Below are 16370 nucleotides of genomic sequence, written 5' to 3' on the forward strand. Positions count from 1 at the left end.
CTGTCTCCTATTACGTGCCAACACGCAGGGGCGCTTGCAGTCTTCTTAACGCCGCAATCACTGAAAGCGCTGTGATCCGCCCGGTTTTCGGATTCTCGGTTGGGATATTCTCGATGGACATTGATAGGAGGGCGCTGTCGGATTCGACGACAATGTGATGAGTATTGCGGGTTAAAGCCGGGTCCGCCCAGATATCGAGCTGGGTCTTGTCTGGCCCAAGGCCCGCAAGCGAAAGCGCAACGGCAACATTCAAGTTCGCAGGGAATCCGACTGCGGCTTCGCGAGCAGTACCTGAGAAGACCCGCAAGGGCTCCCTGATGTCCTGAATGTTAATGTTGTTTGATACCAGATAGGGTGCCCCAACTAGGCCGGTAACGGGTTTGCGCGTAGTCATGCGCACGCTTTTGATTTCGCCTTCGGCCGCAGCGCTAACTGCGTCGAGGCCTAACAGGGCGCCTGAGGGAACAATTATTTGCCCGCCACGCTCACGCGCAATGTCCACCAGATCCATGTTCCGTAAAAGCGCGCCACAGGACAGCACTACGGCTCTCTTGCCAGCGCTCACAAACGGCAACACGACTTCGCGCAAGATGGCGGCGGGAGCGCACTCCACAACGACATCCGCATAATGTTCAAGTTCGTGCAGATCGACGACAGGCGTGTCAGCGTAGCTAGAGCCGAGTTTACGCCGCGCCGCGACCTTATCGCGAACTGCGATTGCCCCAAGCTCAACGCCAGGCAGTCCATCAGTGAGCTTGCGCGCGATCTGAAGCCCAACCGCGCCAAGGCCGGCAATTGCCACGCGCAAGGGCTGATCGAGCGCCGTTTCTGATACGTTAGGGGCAGTTGCTAGAGTCATGGCTACACCTTTTGGTTGGCGGAGAATTCTGCGTAATGGTCGTGAATTTGACCGGGAGTCGCGAACCAGATGTGGTCGCTGTGCTCCCTTAACCTGTCGAGCACACGCCTGAATTGGCGAAGTCTGAAGGGTTGTCCCACCAGGAACGTGTGAATGGTGACGCCATAGACCAGAGTCTGTTCGCGTGACTGGGTAAGCATCTCCTCGAGGTTGTCGATCGCCATATCGGCAAATGCGCTACCAGTTCCATGATGAAGGACGATCATTGGTATGTCGTTGACCTCGTGAGGGTATGGAATACTCATCAAAGGTCCGTGCGCCGTCCGGAGCCAGATTGGTTGATCGTCGATCGGCCAGTCAAGGGTGTAGGCAAAGCCACGCTCTTTAAGAAAATCCTCTGTATTGGCGCTGGGGTGGGCACCTGGCGACATCCAGCCCTTGGGCGCATAGCCCTCATTCTTTTCGATTAGCCTGGACACACGGTCTATGACTGCAGCCTCCTCTGCCGCGCTCATGCCGTTCGGATGTTCAGAATTGGTATGGCCATGAGCAATGAACTCATCGCCACGGCGGCGGAACTGTTCCAGGAGGTCCGGGCAATGATCGTAGCACGCTGTATTCAAGAGGATTGCAAGCGGCAGATCGTATTCATCAAACAGTTGGGCCAAGCGGAAACCGCCAACGCGATTTCCATACTCGCGCCAACCCCAATTATAAGTGTTGGGATGCTGCAGACCCGGCGAATAGGCAATCCCGAGCCCCGAGCCGTAGGAAAAATGCTCGACGCAGAGAGCCACGTAAACAGCCAAGCGTTTCCCTCCCGGCCAGGTAAAATCTGGCCGGTTCACAATGGGCGAGTAGGTCAATCTCGGATTGTTCAAAACTTCCATCTTTCGGCCCCTTTAGGTGTTTATTACGGGCGATAGCCTTCCGGAGCGACCACATCACCCAAGTCCACGGTGTCGACATTACTGGCGTCGATCAGAAGCCCAGGCGTGACGATGCTCTTTTCAATGGCGACGCCTTGCGAGGCTTGGATCGCCACCTTGATAGCCGCCGCACCCTGAGCAACGATCTTCTGGATCGAGGTACAAGAGAGCTTTCCAGACTTTATGAGATCTTTCGCAGTGGGACTGAGGTTGGAGGCGGTGAAGACGACCTTCTTTACGCCCGACGCATCGAAGGCATTGATAACGCCCGCGGCCATATCGTCCGTTGCCGAGTAGACTCCGTTGACGTCCGGAAAACGCTGCGTCCAATCTTCCGCGACACGAAGGGCGTCGTTGCGGTTGTCAGCCTGGTGGGATTCGGCGATCACCTTCATTTCCGGGAACAGGTTTGAAATTGTCTCTTTGAAGCCGGCTGCGCGGCGATCGGACCAACCTTGACCCTGCGGCCCCGCCATCATAGCAACCTCCCCCTTGCCCTTAAGCGCCTTGCCCATGCATTCAGCTTGTAGCTTGCCCATTTCATAGTGATCGGCACTGACAATGGCGGTCAGACCTTCGTTCGCCGGTGGTGAAGAAAGCCCCACCACCTTGATCCCGGCGGCGAGCGCCTGCTCGACCACCGGAGCAATGGACTCACCGTTCGTGGCACCGATGACGATGGCGTCTACTCGCCGTTGAATCAGATCCTGGATCTGAGAAATCTGCTGAACAGCGTTAGCGTCGCCACCCGCATCGACTACGATCAACTCCGCTCCAGCCTCCTTGGCTGCTTGCTGCCCCCCATAAAGCGCCGAGACCCAAAAGGATGAAGCAAGGCTCGGTACGGAAAAACCGATGGTCTCGGCTTGCGCAGTTGACGCAATCGACATGGCAATCAGCGCGCCTGTCGCTAGAAATTTTTTTGTCATGATCATGTTCTCAGTTCCCCTTCTTTCGGGCCCGCTTTTGTAGTCGGGTCACTAGATTCGGCGCGATGCTTACAGAGGACGCGGCGATGATCACTGCGCCTATAGCGATCTCCGCGGTAAAGGGTGAAATACCGGATATGTTAAGCCCACTACTCAGAGACTGGATAAAGGCCGCACCTAGGAGAGTACCGATCGGTGAGGCCACCCCCCCTGCCAGCGCAGTGCCGCCGATGACAGCCGACGCTATTGATTGGAGTTCCAGGCCACCGCCATCCACCGGCAGACCGGCGCCAGCACGAGCCAGCATGGCAAGACCGGCAAGGCCCGCAAATAGACCGGTTAATTGAAAGGCGGCGATATGGACTCGATCCGCATTCATACCAACTAGTCGAGCGGCATCGGGATTAGAGCCGAGCATAAGGATGCGACGTCCAAGCAATGTGAAGCGTATCAGGCAGGCGGCGGCAGCAACACTCGCCAGAGCGAACCAAGTGAGCGGAGCGATCCCAAACCAACTGCCATAAGCAATTCTCAGTATTGCCTGCGATTCCGTGATCGGAATCACCTGTCCCGAGTCGCTTATGAGCAGGCTAAGCCCCCGTGCCCCAATCATCATGCCAAGTGTCGAAACAATGGGTTGAACCTCCATCCGGGCAATGAGGAAGCCGTTGATCGTTCCGGCAGCAAACCCTGTCAGCAGACCAGCCAAGAGACCAATCGGTCCCAAGGCATTCCAAGCCAATGCTGCCATCACACTTGAAAGGGCTGCTACCGCGCCGACCGAGATATCGAACCCGCGTACGGTGAGCGCGAACATCTGACCCGTCGATAAAAGAACGAGGACACTCATCTGAAGACCGATGCTGCCCGCGTTGCCAAACGTTAGGTAGTGGTCATCGGCCAGGCCGAAAACGCACCACACGCTTGCAAGGAAAAGGAAGGCAATTGATGCGCGAGAACGCAGCAGATAGAAGAACCGGGCCGTCATGCTTTCGCTCCCTTGAAAAAGACTTGGAGGTCAAAAGCAATTCCCACAGCAAGACGTTGAAGGACGACCGAAACAACGATCACAATGGCGATAAGAAGCTGCTGGATCGCGACCGGATGATTGAGAAGAACGACGGCATTGTTGAGCATCGCGATCATAGCGACACCTGCGATAACCTGAGCCACCGAGCCTCGGCCGCCAGTCAGTGGAATGCCGCCAATCGCACAAGCCGCAATCGTCTGAAACGGCAGCTCGGGCATCAGATTGGGCTGACCGGAACCTACGCGGCTCGTGAGTATTACGCTCGCCAAACCCGCAAAAAATCCGGCGATGACGTAGCCTGTAAAGATCGTCCGCTTTACGGCGATACCTGACAACCGCGCTGCGCTGGCGTTGGTACCGACAAGATAGAACCTGCGCCCCAGCTCCGAGTGGGTCAAAAGTACCCAAAGTGACAGGAGCGCAAGCGCAGCAACGAGCACAGCAACCGGGATGCCGAGAACTTCGCCTACTGCTGGCCAGCGGAAGAGCGGGCTCGACACAGCATCGATGGGCAAACCACCGGCCAGACTTGCCGCGAGACCATGACCGATCATCAGGCTACCAAGGGTAACCACGACTGGGGGCAGTCCAACGCCCGCAACAAATATTGCGTTGAGCACTCCGACCAGCATCACGACCGACGTACCGACGGCAAACGCCGGAAGGGGACCTGTGGCCGGCAACAGCATGGCTGTCACGACGGACGCGAGGGCCACTGACGATCCGAAGGAGAACTCGATCCCGCCCAAGATCAGAACGATCACTTGGCCGCATGCAGCGACTGCTAGAATAGAAGCGATACGTGCGACATTCTCAAGATTTCCGAGGCTAGAAAATCGAGGAACGAAAGCGGCACAGAAGATGAAAAAGCCTAGCGCGATCAACACAGAGACCGGCATTCGGCGAAAGATTGTGAGAAAAATCATCATACCTCTACTCCCGCTAGGGCATCAATAATTTCTTGGCGCTGCGCTCCCCGCGCGAACGCTCCCATGATGACCTGATCGCGAACGACCAAGACGCGGTGACAAATGCTGAGCAATTCGTCGATGTCACTCGAAGAGACAATGACCGCAACGCCAGTTTGCGAGACCTCGAGAACGACCTCGTGGATTGCTCGCCTGGCAGCGACGTCGACGCCGCGTGTCGGTTCCGACATAACCAAAAGCTTGAGTCCGTCTACGAGAAGATTTCTGGCGACCACGAGCTTTTGCTGGTTGCCGCCGCTAAACCTTGCTGCCTCGAGTTCCAACCGAAAGGGGAACAACCCGATCCGTTTGAGAATATGAAGCGTGCGACGAATCTCCTGGCGCTTCTGCAGTAATCCCCATCGCGCGATCAGACGATGGCTTGCGGCTGAGGTATTCTGAAGTGCTCCCAGAATACTGAATACACCGTCGGCGTGGCGGTCGGTAGGCACGAACCCGATACCGTTTGCAACGGCTTCCTTTCGACACCCAGCAACGATTTGAACATCCTCAATCCAGACGCTACCGGAGAACGGTTCCGCCGCTCCAGCAATGGCTTCGGCTATCCGATCGGCGCCACTTCCAACGATGCCAGCAAGTCCAACGATTTCGCCTCGCGCAATCTCGAAATCCATTGGGGCAGCGCCTTCGCGCAATTTCAGCCCGCAAACTCTTGCCACGGTCTCCTCCGTGTGGGCGGCGATTTCGGTGATGGGTGCAACGTCCTTGCCTACCATCGCGAGTACGATGTGCTGGGTCGAAACGTCCTTCATGGGCACGCCGGTAATGGCGCAAATGCCGTCGCGAATGACAGTCAAACGGTCGGCTGTTGCAATCACTTCATCCAGCTTGTGACTGATGAAAAGGATCGCCGTGCCGCGATTACGCAATCTCTCGATCGTCTTGAGGAGAAATTCCGACTCTGTGTGGGTTAAGGCAGCCGTTGGCTCGTCCAACACGAGTACCTTCGCGTTCTGAGCAAGCGCACGGGCAATTTCCAGAAGCTGCAACTCTCCGGTAGAAAGATCGCGGCAAAGTGCATCGAGAGACACTGAGAGACCAACCTCGGCCAACCAACCGCGCATCGTTTCGTCGGACCTTAGGGCTTGGGCTGCAAATATCCCGCGCGCCATACCGAGGCTAAAAGCGGCCAGGTTTTCCCGAACTGTCAGGTCAGGAAACTGGCTCAGATGTTGGTAGATCGGAAAAATGCCGTTCGAGATCGCATGCCGTACGGAGCGAAAGACGACCGGTTTTCCCTCGATCTTAAGACGGCCTCCTGTCGGGCGCAGAGCTCCTAGCAGGATCTTAACAAGAGTAGATTTTCCCGCCCCATTGCCTCCGAGAAGCGCATGAATCTCGCCGCGCCTGAGATCAAGATCAACGTGACGGATCACTCGGCTGTTTCCGAATGACATGGCAATGGTCTCGGCGCTCAACACCGATACCCCGCCGCGCTCATCGCACATTCCAGAGTTTGCATTTGTCTGCATCATTCTGACCGCCACCGATGAAAACTGCCGATATGATGTTTCGCGACCCGGCGGATGACAAACGATTTGCGTTCGCGCTATACAATAGGAATTCTCATGCATGAGCGAGGTTCTATATGACGAAGCGGCCCCTACCACCGCTTTCCGCGCTACACGGTTTTGAAGCATCAGCAAGGCTCCTATCCTTCACTAAAGCTGCAGAGGAGCTCTACGTGACGCAGGGAGCCATCAGCCGGCAGGTGAGACAACTCGAAGATTTCCTTGGAGTAGCTCTGTTTGAGAGGTTCACCAGGCGCATTCAGCTGACAGACGCCGGCGAAGAGCTCTATACGGTGGTCGCCGAGGTTTTGGACCAGCTTTCGAATGTCGCGCGGCGAGTACAGCGTCGAAAGCACGTAGAGATCTTGACAGTATCGGTCTTGCCAAGTTTCGCGTCTGCCTGGCTCATGCCGCGACTCTATCTATTTACGGAGAAGCATCCTTCAATCGAGATCAGGCTACACACATCTATTGATCCAGTAGGCTTCTCCTCCTCTGGACCAGATGTAGCAATCCGTGTCGGACGGGTGCCCGGCAAGCATTATGAACGACATCAGCCACGCATCGAACTAGAGATGGCCGAAAACTGGCGTGGCATTCACATCGACGAGCTCATCCCCGACCGGTTGGTAGCCGTGTGTAGTCCAACACTGCTCAGCGAGACGGGTCCGTTAACTCCACAAGACATTGCCAAACTGCCACTTATTCATACCACGAGCCGACGCTTCGCCTGGCCAGATTGGCTTCATGCACAGGGCGTAACCGACCAAGGAAGTGCCGCACGAGGTCCGGAAATGGGGCATTTTTTTATGTCGATAGAAGTAGCGACGCGGGGGCGCGGCGTAGCGATCGTTCCGGACATAATCGCTCGCCAGGAGCTGGAACTAGGTCGATTGGTCGTGGCGTACGAAAGCGACCTGCAAAGTGCAGGCGACTACTGCCTATTGATCCCGGATGGCAACTTACAACGCGCGCCAATTGTTCTGTTTAGAGACTGGCTCTTGGCTCAGTTTTCATGAGGCGTGGATCGAATTGTAAGGCTCCGATCGACCCAGTTACCGATATCATGCATGAGCTTCTGTAATGCCAATCCATCATCATTCTCGTTTGTCACATTGCCCCCTCTCCCCCATAGTCAAAACCAAATCAACCGATAATAATGGAGAGGGACATGCGATTTTACTCATGCGTTGGAGCGTTTTTACTTATGGCAGGCACCGCATATGCTGATGAAGATATTGTTCGCCACCGCAACCCCGCCCACTTGACCGAAAGTTGGGCCCGCGAATTTGCCGAGTCCATCGAGTTGCCGGCGAATTCTAAGACAATCGTTCTTAGCGGCGTTGGACCCACGGTCTCAAACAAAGAAGTTTCATCCAACAGCGTCGAGGCCTACGGCGACACCGAAACTCAAACGCGCAATGTACTTGAGCAGATACGTTCTATCCTGGCGGCTCGCGGTTACACCATGGGCGATATTGTTAGCATGCAGGCACTGTTCGTCGGTGACCCCAATCTCGATAATCAGCCCGATTTCGAACATTTCTCAAAAGTCTACAACGAGTACTTCGGGACTGACGAGCAGCCCAACGTTCCAGCTCGTACCCGCGCGCAGGTTCTTCGACTGGTGCCTCCCGGTTGGCTCGTAGAAATCACCGTTACAGCCGCGAAGGCCAGGTAACAGCAGCTCGTCGATACGGCGTGGCTGCCCCGCCGCGTTTCCATGAGTGCCGACTGAGAAGTCCATGTATTTCTGACCGGCCCGGGATTTCGTTTCCGCTATGTTGCCCTGACCGTCCTGCAATTAGGGGCGGTCGACGGTACTGTCTTCGCCGCAACACTACCCTGTATGGAAGGCTCATTGAGCTTTTCAAAGAACGCAGAAATTATGCGCTGGAGTGCGATAAGATATGTCTTCCCCCACCTACGTCATCACGCCGCCATCGCCGGTTCCGGCTTTGCCCGTTTTCGGCAAGAAGGCTCTCTTTCCGGTTCACCGCATCTATTGCATCGGTCGCAACTTTGCCGACCACGCTATAGAAATGGGGCGAGATCCGCACAGGGAACCGCCTTTCTTTTTTCAGAAGAACCCGGACGGACTGGTTTTGCCAGGAGCAAATTTTCCGTATCCGGCTGAGTCAACAGATGTACATCATGAGGTGGAGCTCGTCGTAGCGTTGAAGAAGGGTGGAGACAACATTCCACTCGCTGAAGCCCTCGGTTGCGTCTATGGCTACTCGGTGGGTCTCGACATGACTCGTCGTGACCTGCAAAGTGAAGCCAAGACGCTCGGGCGACCGTGGGAAGTTGGCAAGGCTTTCGAGAGCTCTGCACCCTGCGGCCCGATACATCCGGTCGAAAAGGTCGGGCACCCAAAGGCGGGTGCGATTTGGCTCAAGGTCAATGGTGCACAACGTCAGAACGGCGACCTCAGCCAGATGCTTTGGAAAGTGCCCGAGATGATCGCCACTCTCTCGCGTTACTTCAGGTTGTCAGCGGGCGATCTCATTTTTTCAGGAACACCCCCAGGTGTGTCTGCAGTCAGGCAAGGCGACGAAATGGTCGCATATATCGAGGGTATCGACGAAGTCGTCTTCAAAGTTATCTGAGCAACCAACGTACGAAGTGTCAGCGGAAGCTGAGCATCAGGACTGCCAACTCAGCCAAACCGCCCCCCTGAAACTGCATTGATCGTAAGCGCGAATTTCTCCGCACCTTCTGTGATTGAGTGAGCTTTGGCATGAGGTGTCCACCTAAAAGAGGTGGACACCAAATGATGGAAGAAGGTCAAAAACTTGTCGTGCGGCTCGTTGGTCGGAATGGACGACGCCGGTTCGATCCGGCATCGAAAGACCGTCTTATTGCGGCCTGCCTTGAACCTGGCGCATCAGTATCGAAACTTGCGCTCGAACACGGGGTTAACGCGAATCTCGTTTGGAAATGGATAAGAAAACACACCCAGGCCCCTCCATTCCCGCCGTCTTCGACATCGGCTTTTCTTCCGGTTCAGATCACCGCGGCGAGCAGCAAGTTCGCGTTGGAGATGCCTGCCACGGATGGTGAAGAGCTGCCGCCGAAGGCACAGAGGATCGGGCCGCTGTCCTCTCCAGCGAAGGTGAGCGCATCACTGCCGAACGGCGTGAGGCTGACGCTGGAATGCGGTGATGCGAATGCGTTGGCGGCGATAATCGGAGCGTTGGGTGATGTTCAAGCTGGGCGCTGACCTTCAGGTCTACCTGCATCGCGAGCCGATCGACTTTCGGGCCGGCATCAACAGTCTTGCGGTCCTGGTGCAGGAGACGATGGAGCTCGATCCATTTGCGCCGGCGGTTTTTGCGTTCTGCAATCGCCGTCGCGACCGGATGAAACTGTTGTTCTTCGATCGGTCGGGTTTTGTGCTGGTGCTGAAGCGGCTGGCCGAGGACAAGTTCCGCTGGCCCCGGCGTCAGGAGACGGTGATGCGGCTGACGACGGAGCAATTGCACTGGATTCTCGATGGCATCGATATCGATGCGATGGTGCGCCATCCTGTGCGGCAATACCAGGTCGCTGGCTGAGGGCTCTTGAATTGCGCGGTTGACGCGGCGGTACGGTTCAGATTCAAGAATCCGATGAATCGAACCGGCGAACCGAGCGTTGCAGAGTTGAAGGCGCAGTTGGCGGCACATGCTGCCGAAATCGCCGCGCTGAAAGCCGAGAAGGAAGCGCTCTCGCAGCGCATCGTCAAACTCGAGGAAGAGCTGGCGCTGGCGCGGCTGCATCGGTTTGCGCCGCGTAGCGAAAAACACGTGGATCGCCTCTTCAATGAAGCCGAACAGGTTGCCGATGAGGATGTCGCCGGCGGCGAAGATGGCGATGTCGTCGACCTGCCAAACACAGGGTTACCGGCGATCGAAAGCACGACGGGAAAGAAGCGCGGCCGCAGACCGCTGCCGGAAAACCTCCCGCGCGAGCGCGTCGAGTACGACCTTCCCGACGATCACAAGGCTTGTCCCTGCTGTCATGGTCAGATGCATCGCATGGGAGAGACCGTTACCGAGCAGCTTCATATCGAGGTGAAGGCGAAGGTTCTGCAGAATGTGCGGTTCAAATATGCTTGCCGCCATTGCGACCGCACCGGGATCAACACGCCAATCGTTATCGCGCCGATGCCCGCGCAACCCTTGCCGGGCAGCATCGCCACGGCCTCGACGCTGGCCTTCGCGCTCGTTCACAAATATGTCGATGGCACACCGCTCTACCGTCTGGCCCAGGCCTTCGAGCGCGCCGGGGTTCCTGTCAGCCGTGGCGCTCTGGGTCACTGGGTGATCGGCTCGAGCGAAAAACATCTGTCCCGCATCTATGACGCCTTGAAATTGCGGCTCAGATCGCAACCTCTCATCCATGGCGACGAGACGACGGTTCAGGTCCTGAAGGAAAAGAATCGAGAGGCCACCGATACATCGTATATGTGGGCCTATCGGAGCGGCGAGGACAGTGACGAGCCGATCGTGCTGCTCGATTATCAGCCGGGCCGCGGCCAGATACACCCGCAGACCTTCCTCGGCGATTACCGCGGCATCTTGATGAGCGACGGCTATTCCGCCTGGCGCACGCTGGAGGGCGCGATCCACCTTGGATGTATGGCCCATTCAAGACGACGTTTTGTCAATGCTCTCAAGACGAGAAACAAACCCGGCGGGCCGCCGGAGCAGGCGCTCCGGTTCTTCGAACAGCTCTACCGGGTTGAAAGACAGGCGCGGGACAAAAAGCCAGAGCACGGTGAGACGCAGGCCGACAGCATTCGCCGCTTTCGCCAGCAACACAGCGTACCCATCCTGAATGCCCTCAAGACATGGCTCGACGAAATCGCCCCGAAGGTCTTGCCGGACAGCAAGCTCGGCGATGCCGTCTCCTATACCCTGAACCAATGGGAATATCTGACGCGCTACACCGAAGACGGCAGGATGCCGATCGACAACAACCTTCTCGAACGCGATATCAGAGTTTTTGCCACCGGCAGGAAGAGTTGGCTGTTCAGCGATAGCACCGACGGAGCCAAGGCCAGCGCCGTCATCTACAGCCTCATGCTGACCTGCCGTGCCTGCGGCGTCGAGCCGTTAACGTGGTTGCGCCACGTCCTTACCGAATTGCCTCAACGCGCGGGCGATGCTGATGTCGACGACCTGTTGCCCTTCAACTTCACACAGACTGCCACCGCCTGACCAGATGCGGTTCCAAACGCCAAGACGATCCGTCGAAATCGCCGGCGTCAATGTGCGGGGAAAATCGCGCTTACCATTGATCAACGCATTGAACGTGAAGCCAGTAGAGGTCAGCCAAATCTGCGGAAAGCAATCCCTCGCCGAAAAGACATTCGGTTGCGGTGTTTTCTCGCTTGGCCGGATCTGACGATAAGCCCGTGGCGGCTCCTAAACGAACTCCGGGCAAGAATCAAACTGTCATCGGCACGCTAGATTCGGTGAACTTGCATCGTTGATCTGACACGCCGACTGACCCTAGTCGCAGAGCAACGGAATCATTCTTCCCCGCGCCCGGTGAGCCATCTGGGTGCATTACTCGCCCCGCCTTTGGCGGGGCTCTTTTTTTCTTACGTACGTAGGATCGCGCTGGGTACAACAACATCGGCGGCGCCGAGGGTGAGTCTCGGTAGCCCTTGAAACTCAGCGACAATCGCAACAACAGGTACGGCGTAAGGGGTTATGTCACCTCACCTCGCGCGTGCGCTAGGCGACAGCCGAGGCCGCTAAGGCTGCGTAATTCCAGGGTAGGAGCGCGTCAATTTCGCCGCTAAGCCATCCTTTTGCAAGGCGCTCAAGTGTCTGGATAACGCCAGGCCTGCGGATCGATCCTCCTTATCTATGCCGTCTGCACGTGGCCATGGTTGCCCGGCTCCTTCCGCCGCGGTCGCTGTCAGCGAAAAGTGAGTTCTTTTTCGCGATTGCCTAGGCGCTGCATCGCTCGACGTGTTGGACTCGAGCTCGATGCGACTTCGTTCAAAAACCGAGGAACCTTGCCCTTACGGGCAAGCTGAAGCCCACACGTATGTGCACGGAGAGGAACTTTGCCCCGATTTGGCAGAAAGCGGTAGCAGCTCGAACGCTGTGCGCTTCCGTCACGAAGTCGAGAAAATAGCTTATTGAGCTTGCTACTGACCCTATTTGAAAGAAGCCCATACGCAGCATGAACTATGAGGGGCGGGCAACAATAGCAGGTGGTCCGTGGCGGCGAGCAAGGGTCTCTCAACTAGACTGCCGCCAGCTCGATGGGTGCTCGCTCCAGACAGCCGTGTCTCCAAGAGGAAAATTGATTGATTCTTTAAGCAGACGGGCGACCGCGATCCGCTGCCGCCCAGCAGACCGCCGCCAATGCCTCCATCAACCGTGAAGCATACATACCGATCGATAGCGCCTTCGCATGTCCATTTGAGTCCGACTGCTCAGATTCTTCTAGGTTTGATTGCTGAAGAAACAGAAACAGCCGGGCTCTTAACTAGAGAGCGAAACCGATTTATTGATGCGATTTGTCTTTTCGGAGAACCAGATCGTCATACTCGCGACTGGAAATCTGTGCTTCAACAATCATCGGCTTGTTCGCGGCGAAAGCCTCGAGCAACGCAGCGCGAAAGCTGTCGCGGTCCGTCGCAGTCAAAACAGGAACGCCAAAGATATTCTCCCCCCCGATAGTTCCTATTTCCCGAACCGGCGTCCCGTAAATTGGGTTTTGTTTTCTCTGTTGCTTGATGCGGATCAGCGCAAGGTCGTTGTCAGTAAGCACCACTGTAACGATGGGCAAATTGAGCCGCACCGCTGTCGCGAGTTCACCGACCGACATCAGGAATCCACCATCGCCAACAACTGTACAAACCGCCACTTCCGGCCTGGATAGCTTGGCCGCGATAGCTGCAGGAATGCCAAACCCCATAGTCGACCATCCGTTGGTCATAATTTGCAGGCCAGAGGCTGGCGTCGGCCACTTCTGCCCAATGAGGTGGGTGTGGGCGCCAACGTCACAGGTCATGATCCCATCCGCCGGCAACACCTCGCGGAGAACATCAAGCGCGACGCAAGGACCGAAAGCATCGACCCCCTTTAGGCGTTCGAACATTGATTGTCTCCGCGCGCTCAGAGCCTCGACATCCCAGTCTTTCGCCTCCATTTTCGTGGAGCACATAGCGTCAACGGTTGCGGAGATATCACCCTTAACCTCGAGTACGTCGGGATAGGTTTCACGGTCAACGTCGATGGGCTCGTCGTCGATGTTGACCAACTTCACGTTTGGAACCCAAGATTCCAAATTGAATTCGACGGGATCGTAGCCCACGAGGACCACGAGGTCGGACTGTTGATGGGTCTCACCTACTACGTCTGACAGGGCATGAAAAAGAACACCTGCATAGCAGCGATGGTCCTCTGGAATCGTGCCCTTCGCCATCGGTGTAACCACCACAGGGATGCTGTGAGCGTTCGCATATCGGACCACAGCCTCGCCCACTCCCGCACGAACGGCGCCTAACCCCATCGCCAGGATCGGCTTACGCGCCGATTGAAGCGCGGTACGCATTAGCTCGATGTCCGCAGGAACTGCCCTGTTTGATTTGGCCGCAGCGGGTATCGGCAGCCCGTTCACCGGAATTCCCGATTCTGCGCTGATTCCGACCGGAAGGCCCACGTGGACCGAGCCAGGTCGGCCGGAAAGCGCAACGTTCGCTACATCGAATAATATCTCGCGAACACGGCCAGGCTCAAGGCGTGTAGTCATTTTAGTCAAAGGCGCGAACAGCGCCTGATGGTCAATACCCATTTGGGTGACACGACCGCGCATCGGCGCCGGCATCTCGTCAGTCAAAGCGATCAGGGGGGAGCGGTCGAGAAGCGCTCCCCCTACGCCAGTTGAGAGATTTGTAGCGCCTGGTCCGAACGTGCCGAAACAAACCCCGGGAACACCGCTCATTCGACCACAGACATCCGCCATGATGGCTCCCGTCCCTTCGTGGGTCGTCAAAACGAAATCGATCCCATCGGTCTCGCGCATTGCCTCCATGTAATCGACCCAGCCGCCGCTCGGTACACCAAAGACAAAGCGTACGCCCATATCACGAAGCGCTTCGACTACCTGTGTCGCTACAGTGACCTTCGCACCAGCCGGGTGTGAAGGGTTCAAGATCTCATTCGTAAGCGGTGCAGACATATTTCAGCTCCATAAATTCTTGCATTCCGTAAGAACCACCCTCGCGTCCGAGACCAGACTGCTTGACACCCCCAAAGGGGATAGGCGCTCCGGTCATCTTCGAAGTGTTGATACCGACCATTCCGTATTCAAGTCGGCTGGAAACGCGCTCCGCCCGGGCGAGATTGCGTGTATGGAGATAGGCGGCTAGGCCATATTCCGTCGCATTGGCACGGCGCACCACCTCATCTTCTCCTGAAAACCGGCTGATCCCGGCGACCGGGCCAAAGGTTTCCTCTTGCGCTATCAACATGTTGTCGGCGACATCTGAAAGCACCGTCGGCGCGTAGAAGTTCGGGCCAGCATTGTGCACATGGCCTCCAAGATGCAGCCGCGCACCACGCATCTGTGCATCCTCGACCTGGTTGTGAACCTTTTGAAGGGCCTTCGCCTCGATCATTGGCCCGATCGCTACACCCGGATTGAACCCATTGCCCACGCTTAGTTCGCGGGCTCGCGCCGCAAAGTCTTCTAGGAAGCGCTCATATAGATCCTCGTGCACATAGATGCGATTGGCTGCCAGGCAATCCTGCCCGGTTGTCTGGAACTTCGAATTCATCGCATCGTCTACGGCTCGGTTCAGATCCGCATCCTCGAAGACGATGAATGGCGCATGGCCACCGAGTTCCAGACCAACATGCTTGATCGTAGGCGCGCATATGCTAGCAATCATTCTGCCCACTTCGGTGGAGCCAGTGAAAGAAACCGCGCGGATGCGTGTATCGGCGCAAAGAAGTGGGACCACGCGGCGCGTAGAACCAGTGACGACCGAGAAGGCGCCTTTCGGGAAGCCGGCCTTTTCGGCCAGACTCGCAAGGGCGAGCGCGGAGAACGGCGTTTTGGACGAAGGGACGCCGATGACAGAGCAGCCAGCGGCAAGGGCAGCGGCAGCCTTACGCGCGAGCATAGCTGAAGGGAAGTTCCAAGGTGTTATTGCCGCGACGACTCCGATCGGCGCGCGGTTTACATGGAGTCGCTTACCAGGCAGATGACTTCGAAGCACATCCCCGCCAACGCGCTTTGTTTCTTCCGCGTACCAGCGGATGAAGCTCGCGGCATAGTCGATTTCACCAAACGCTTCAGACAGGGGCTTGCCCTGTTCCAAAGTAATCAGCGCCGCCAGGCCCTCGCGCGCGTCCAACATGAGATCGCACCAGCTATGAAGAATGCGGCTTCGCTCCGACGGCAGGATCGCAGACCACACGTGGAAACCTTCTTCAGCAGCGTCGATCGCCTCGCTCACTTGGCCACCGGAGAGATCTGGGACCTGTCCAATTGTCTCGCCCGTCGCCGGGTCACTGACCATATAAGTTTTAGCCATATCGGCTTCGTGCCAACGTCCAGCAAAGAAGGCACGTTGTTTAATCAGCGCTAACGCGCGCGCCTTCGGATGCTCCAACAAGACTACCATTTGCTCCTCGACTGGTTTGGATCGCGTTTCACAGAACTATCGTGCTGAACGGCGGCGAAGAACAAACGAATACCATGGCATCCATGAATGCATTTTTCTCATGCATGCATATGCGCAAATGGCCGCCGAGCCTTCCCTATCCGACGTCTGCGGATGAAAGCTAGGTTCTCATCTGCCGGCGTGAGCGCTTCAGTGCGGCGCATTCCAGGTGATACATTATGCGATCATTTTGGACCAGGACGTGAACATCCTGGCAACAAGCTGTGCATGGCTCGTGCGAACACGGTTCGTTCCGCTCCTAAGGCGACGTCCACGCTTAAGTCTGTGAACGACGGCATTGCGCGTGGCTATTAACGGGCCCTGCCTCACGCTTGAAGGCCGCGTGGCTAGATGGTGATCGACCGCTAGACCTGGCGTTTCTGCGCGAGCGCGTGGTTGATGGCCCGCACACCATGCAACTTGGTCGCAGCATCGATAACGGTG

At 56.8% G+C, this 16370-nt stretch carries 14 protein-coding genes and 1 pseudogene; 6 read left to right on the forward strand and 9 right to left on the reverse strand.

What is annotated here, in order from left to right; genetic code table 11:
• Positions 1-10: 10 nt before the first annotated feature.
• From AC6CIG_RS28285 to AC6CIG_RS28310, 6 genes are read right to left on the reverse strand one after another with little or no spacing between them, the layout of a single operon-like run.
• Complete coding sequence (locus AC6CIG_RS28285) at positions 11-859, reverse strand: aspartate dehydrogenase (RefSeq protein ID WP_498324240.1); 849 nt, start codon at positions 857-859, stop codon at positions 11-13.
• A gap of 2 nt (positions 860-861) precedes the next feature.
• A complete protein-coding gene (locus tag AC6CIG_RS28290; RefSeq protein ID WP_498324241.1) occupies positions 862-1749 on the reverse strand; it encodes a polysaccharide deacetylase family protein in 888 nt (295 codons plus the stop codon).
• 23 nt (positions 1750-1772) lie between these two features.
• On the reverse strand, positions 1773-2723 hold the full coding sequence (locus tag AC6CIG_RS28295; protein WP_498324242.1) for a TMAO reductase system protein TorT: 951 nt from the start codon (positions 2721-2723) through the stop codon (positions 1773-1775).
• Positions 2724-2727: 4 nt separating this feature from the next.
• Positions 2728-3705 carry an ABC transporter permease gene (locus tag AC6CIG_RS28300; protein ID WP_498324243.1) on the reverse strand — a complete coding sequence of 326 codons (978 nt, stop codon included), beginning with the start codon at positions 3703-3705 and terminating at the stop codon, positions 2728-2730.
• On the reverse strand, positions 3702-4676 hold the full coding sequence (locus AC6CIG_RS28305) for an ABC transporter permease (protein ID WP_498324244.1): 975 nt from the start codon (positions 4674-4676) through the stop codon (positions 3702-3704). Before AC6CIG_RS28305 ends, AC6CIG_RS28300 begins: the two co-directional genes overlap by 4 nt.
• Positions 4673-6211 carry a sugar ABC transporter ATP-binding protein gene (locus tag AC6CIG_RS28310; protein WP_498324245.1) on the reverse strand — a complete coding sequence of 513 codons (1539 nt, stop codon included), beginning with the start codon at positions 6209-6211 and terminating at the stop codon, positions 4673-4675. The genes AC6CIG_RS28305 and AC6CIG_RS28310 overlap by 4 nt, the downstream gene beginning before the upstream one ends.
• A gap of 113 nt (positions 6212-6324) precedes the next feature.
• Between AC6CIG_RS28310 and AC6CIG_RS28315 the strand changes: the two genes are divergently transcribed.
• The 6 genes from AC6CIG_RS28315 (at position 6325) to tnpC (ending at position 11451) form a co-directional block, all read left to right on the forward strand.
• A complete protein-coding gene (locus tag AC6CIG_RS28315; RefSeq protein ID WP_498324246.1) occupies positions 6325-7266 on the forward strand; it encodes a LysR substrate-binding domain-containing protein in 942 nt (313 codons plus the stop codon).
• Between the two features lie 152 nt (positions 7267-7418).
• A complete protein-coding gene (locus AC6CIG_RS28320; RefSeq protein WP_498324247.1) occupies positions 7419-7928 on the forward strand; it encodes a RidA family protein in 510 nt (169 codons plus the stop codon).
• 229 nt (positions 7929-8157) lie between these two features.
• The gene (locus AC6CIG_RS28325; RefSeq protein WP_498324248.1) at positions 8158-8856 is read left to right on the forward strand and encodes a fumarylacetoacetate hydrolase family protein; all 699 of its coding nucleotides are present in this window, start codon (positions 8158-8160) and stop codon (positions 8854-8856) included.
• A 164-nt stretch (positions 8857-9020) separates the two neighbouring features.
• Complete coding sequence (tnpA, locus tag AC6CIG_RS28330; RefSeq protein ID WP_013851058.1) at positions 9021-9470, forward strand: IS66-like element accessory protein TnpA; 450 nt, start codon at positions 9021-9023, stop codon at positions 9468-9470.
• On the forward strand, positions 9451-9804 hold the full coding sequence (gene tnpB / locus AC6CIG_RS28335; RefSeq protein WP_127518956.1) for an IS66 family insertion sequence element accessory protein TnpB: 354 nt from the start codon (positions 9451-9453) through the stop codon (positions 9802-9804). The genes tnpA and tnpB overlap by 20 nt, the downstream gene beginning before the upstream one ends.
• A gap of 54 nt (positions 9805-9858) precedes the next feature.
• Positions 9859-11451, forward strand: a complete 1593-nt coding sequence (tnpC, locus tag AC6CIG_RS28340; protein ID WP_127673231.1) for an IS66 family transposase — start codon at positions 9859-9861, stop codon at positions 11449-11451.
• Positions 11452-11973: 522 nt separating this feature from the next.
• Here tnpC and AC6CIG_RS28345 read toward each other — a convergent pair.
• From AC6CIG_RS28345 to AC6CIG_RS28355, 3 genes and pseudogenes are all read right to left on the reverse strand, one after another.
• Positions 11974-12251: pseudogene (locus AC6CIG_RS28345) on the reverse strand (transposase domain-containing protein); the annotation flags it as partial.
• A gap of 506 nt (positions 12252-12757) precedes the next feature.
• A complete protein-coding gene (locus AC6CIG_RS28350) occupies positions 12758-14437 on the reverse strand; it encodes a thiamine pyrophosphate-binding protein (RefSeq protein WP_498324249.1) in 1680 nt (559 codons plus the stop codon).
• Positions 14415-15887, reverse strand: coding sequence for an NAD-dependent succinate-semialdehyde dehydrogenase (locus tag AC6CIG_RS28355; protein WP_498324250.1), 1473 nt, complete (start codon positions 15885-15887; stop codon positions 14415-14417). The genes AC6CIG_RS28350 and AC6CIG_RS28355 overlap by 23 nt, the downstream gene beginning before the upstream one ends.
• Between the last annotated feature and the right edge of the window lie 483 nt (positions 15888-16370).

This window comes from Sinorhizobium sp. GQ132, assembly GCF_059758575.1.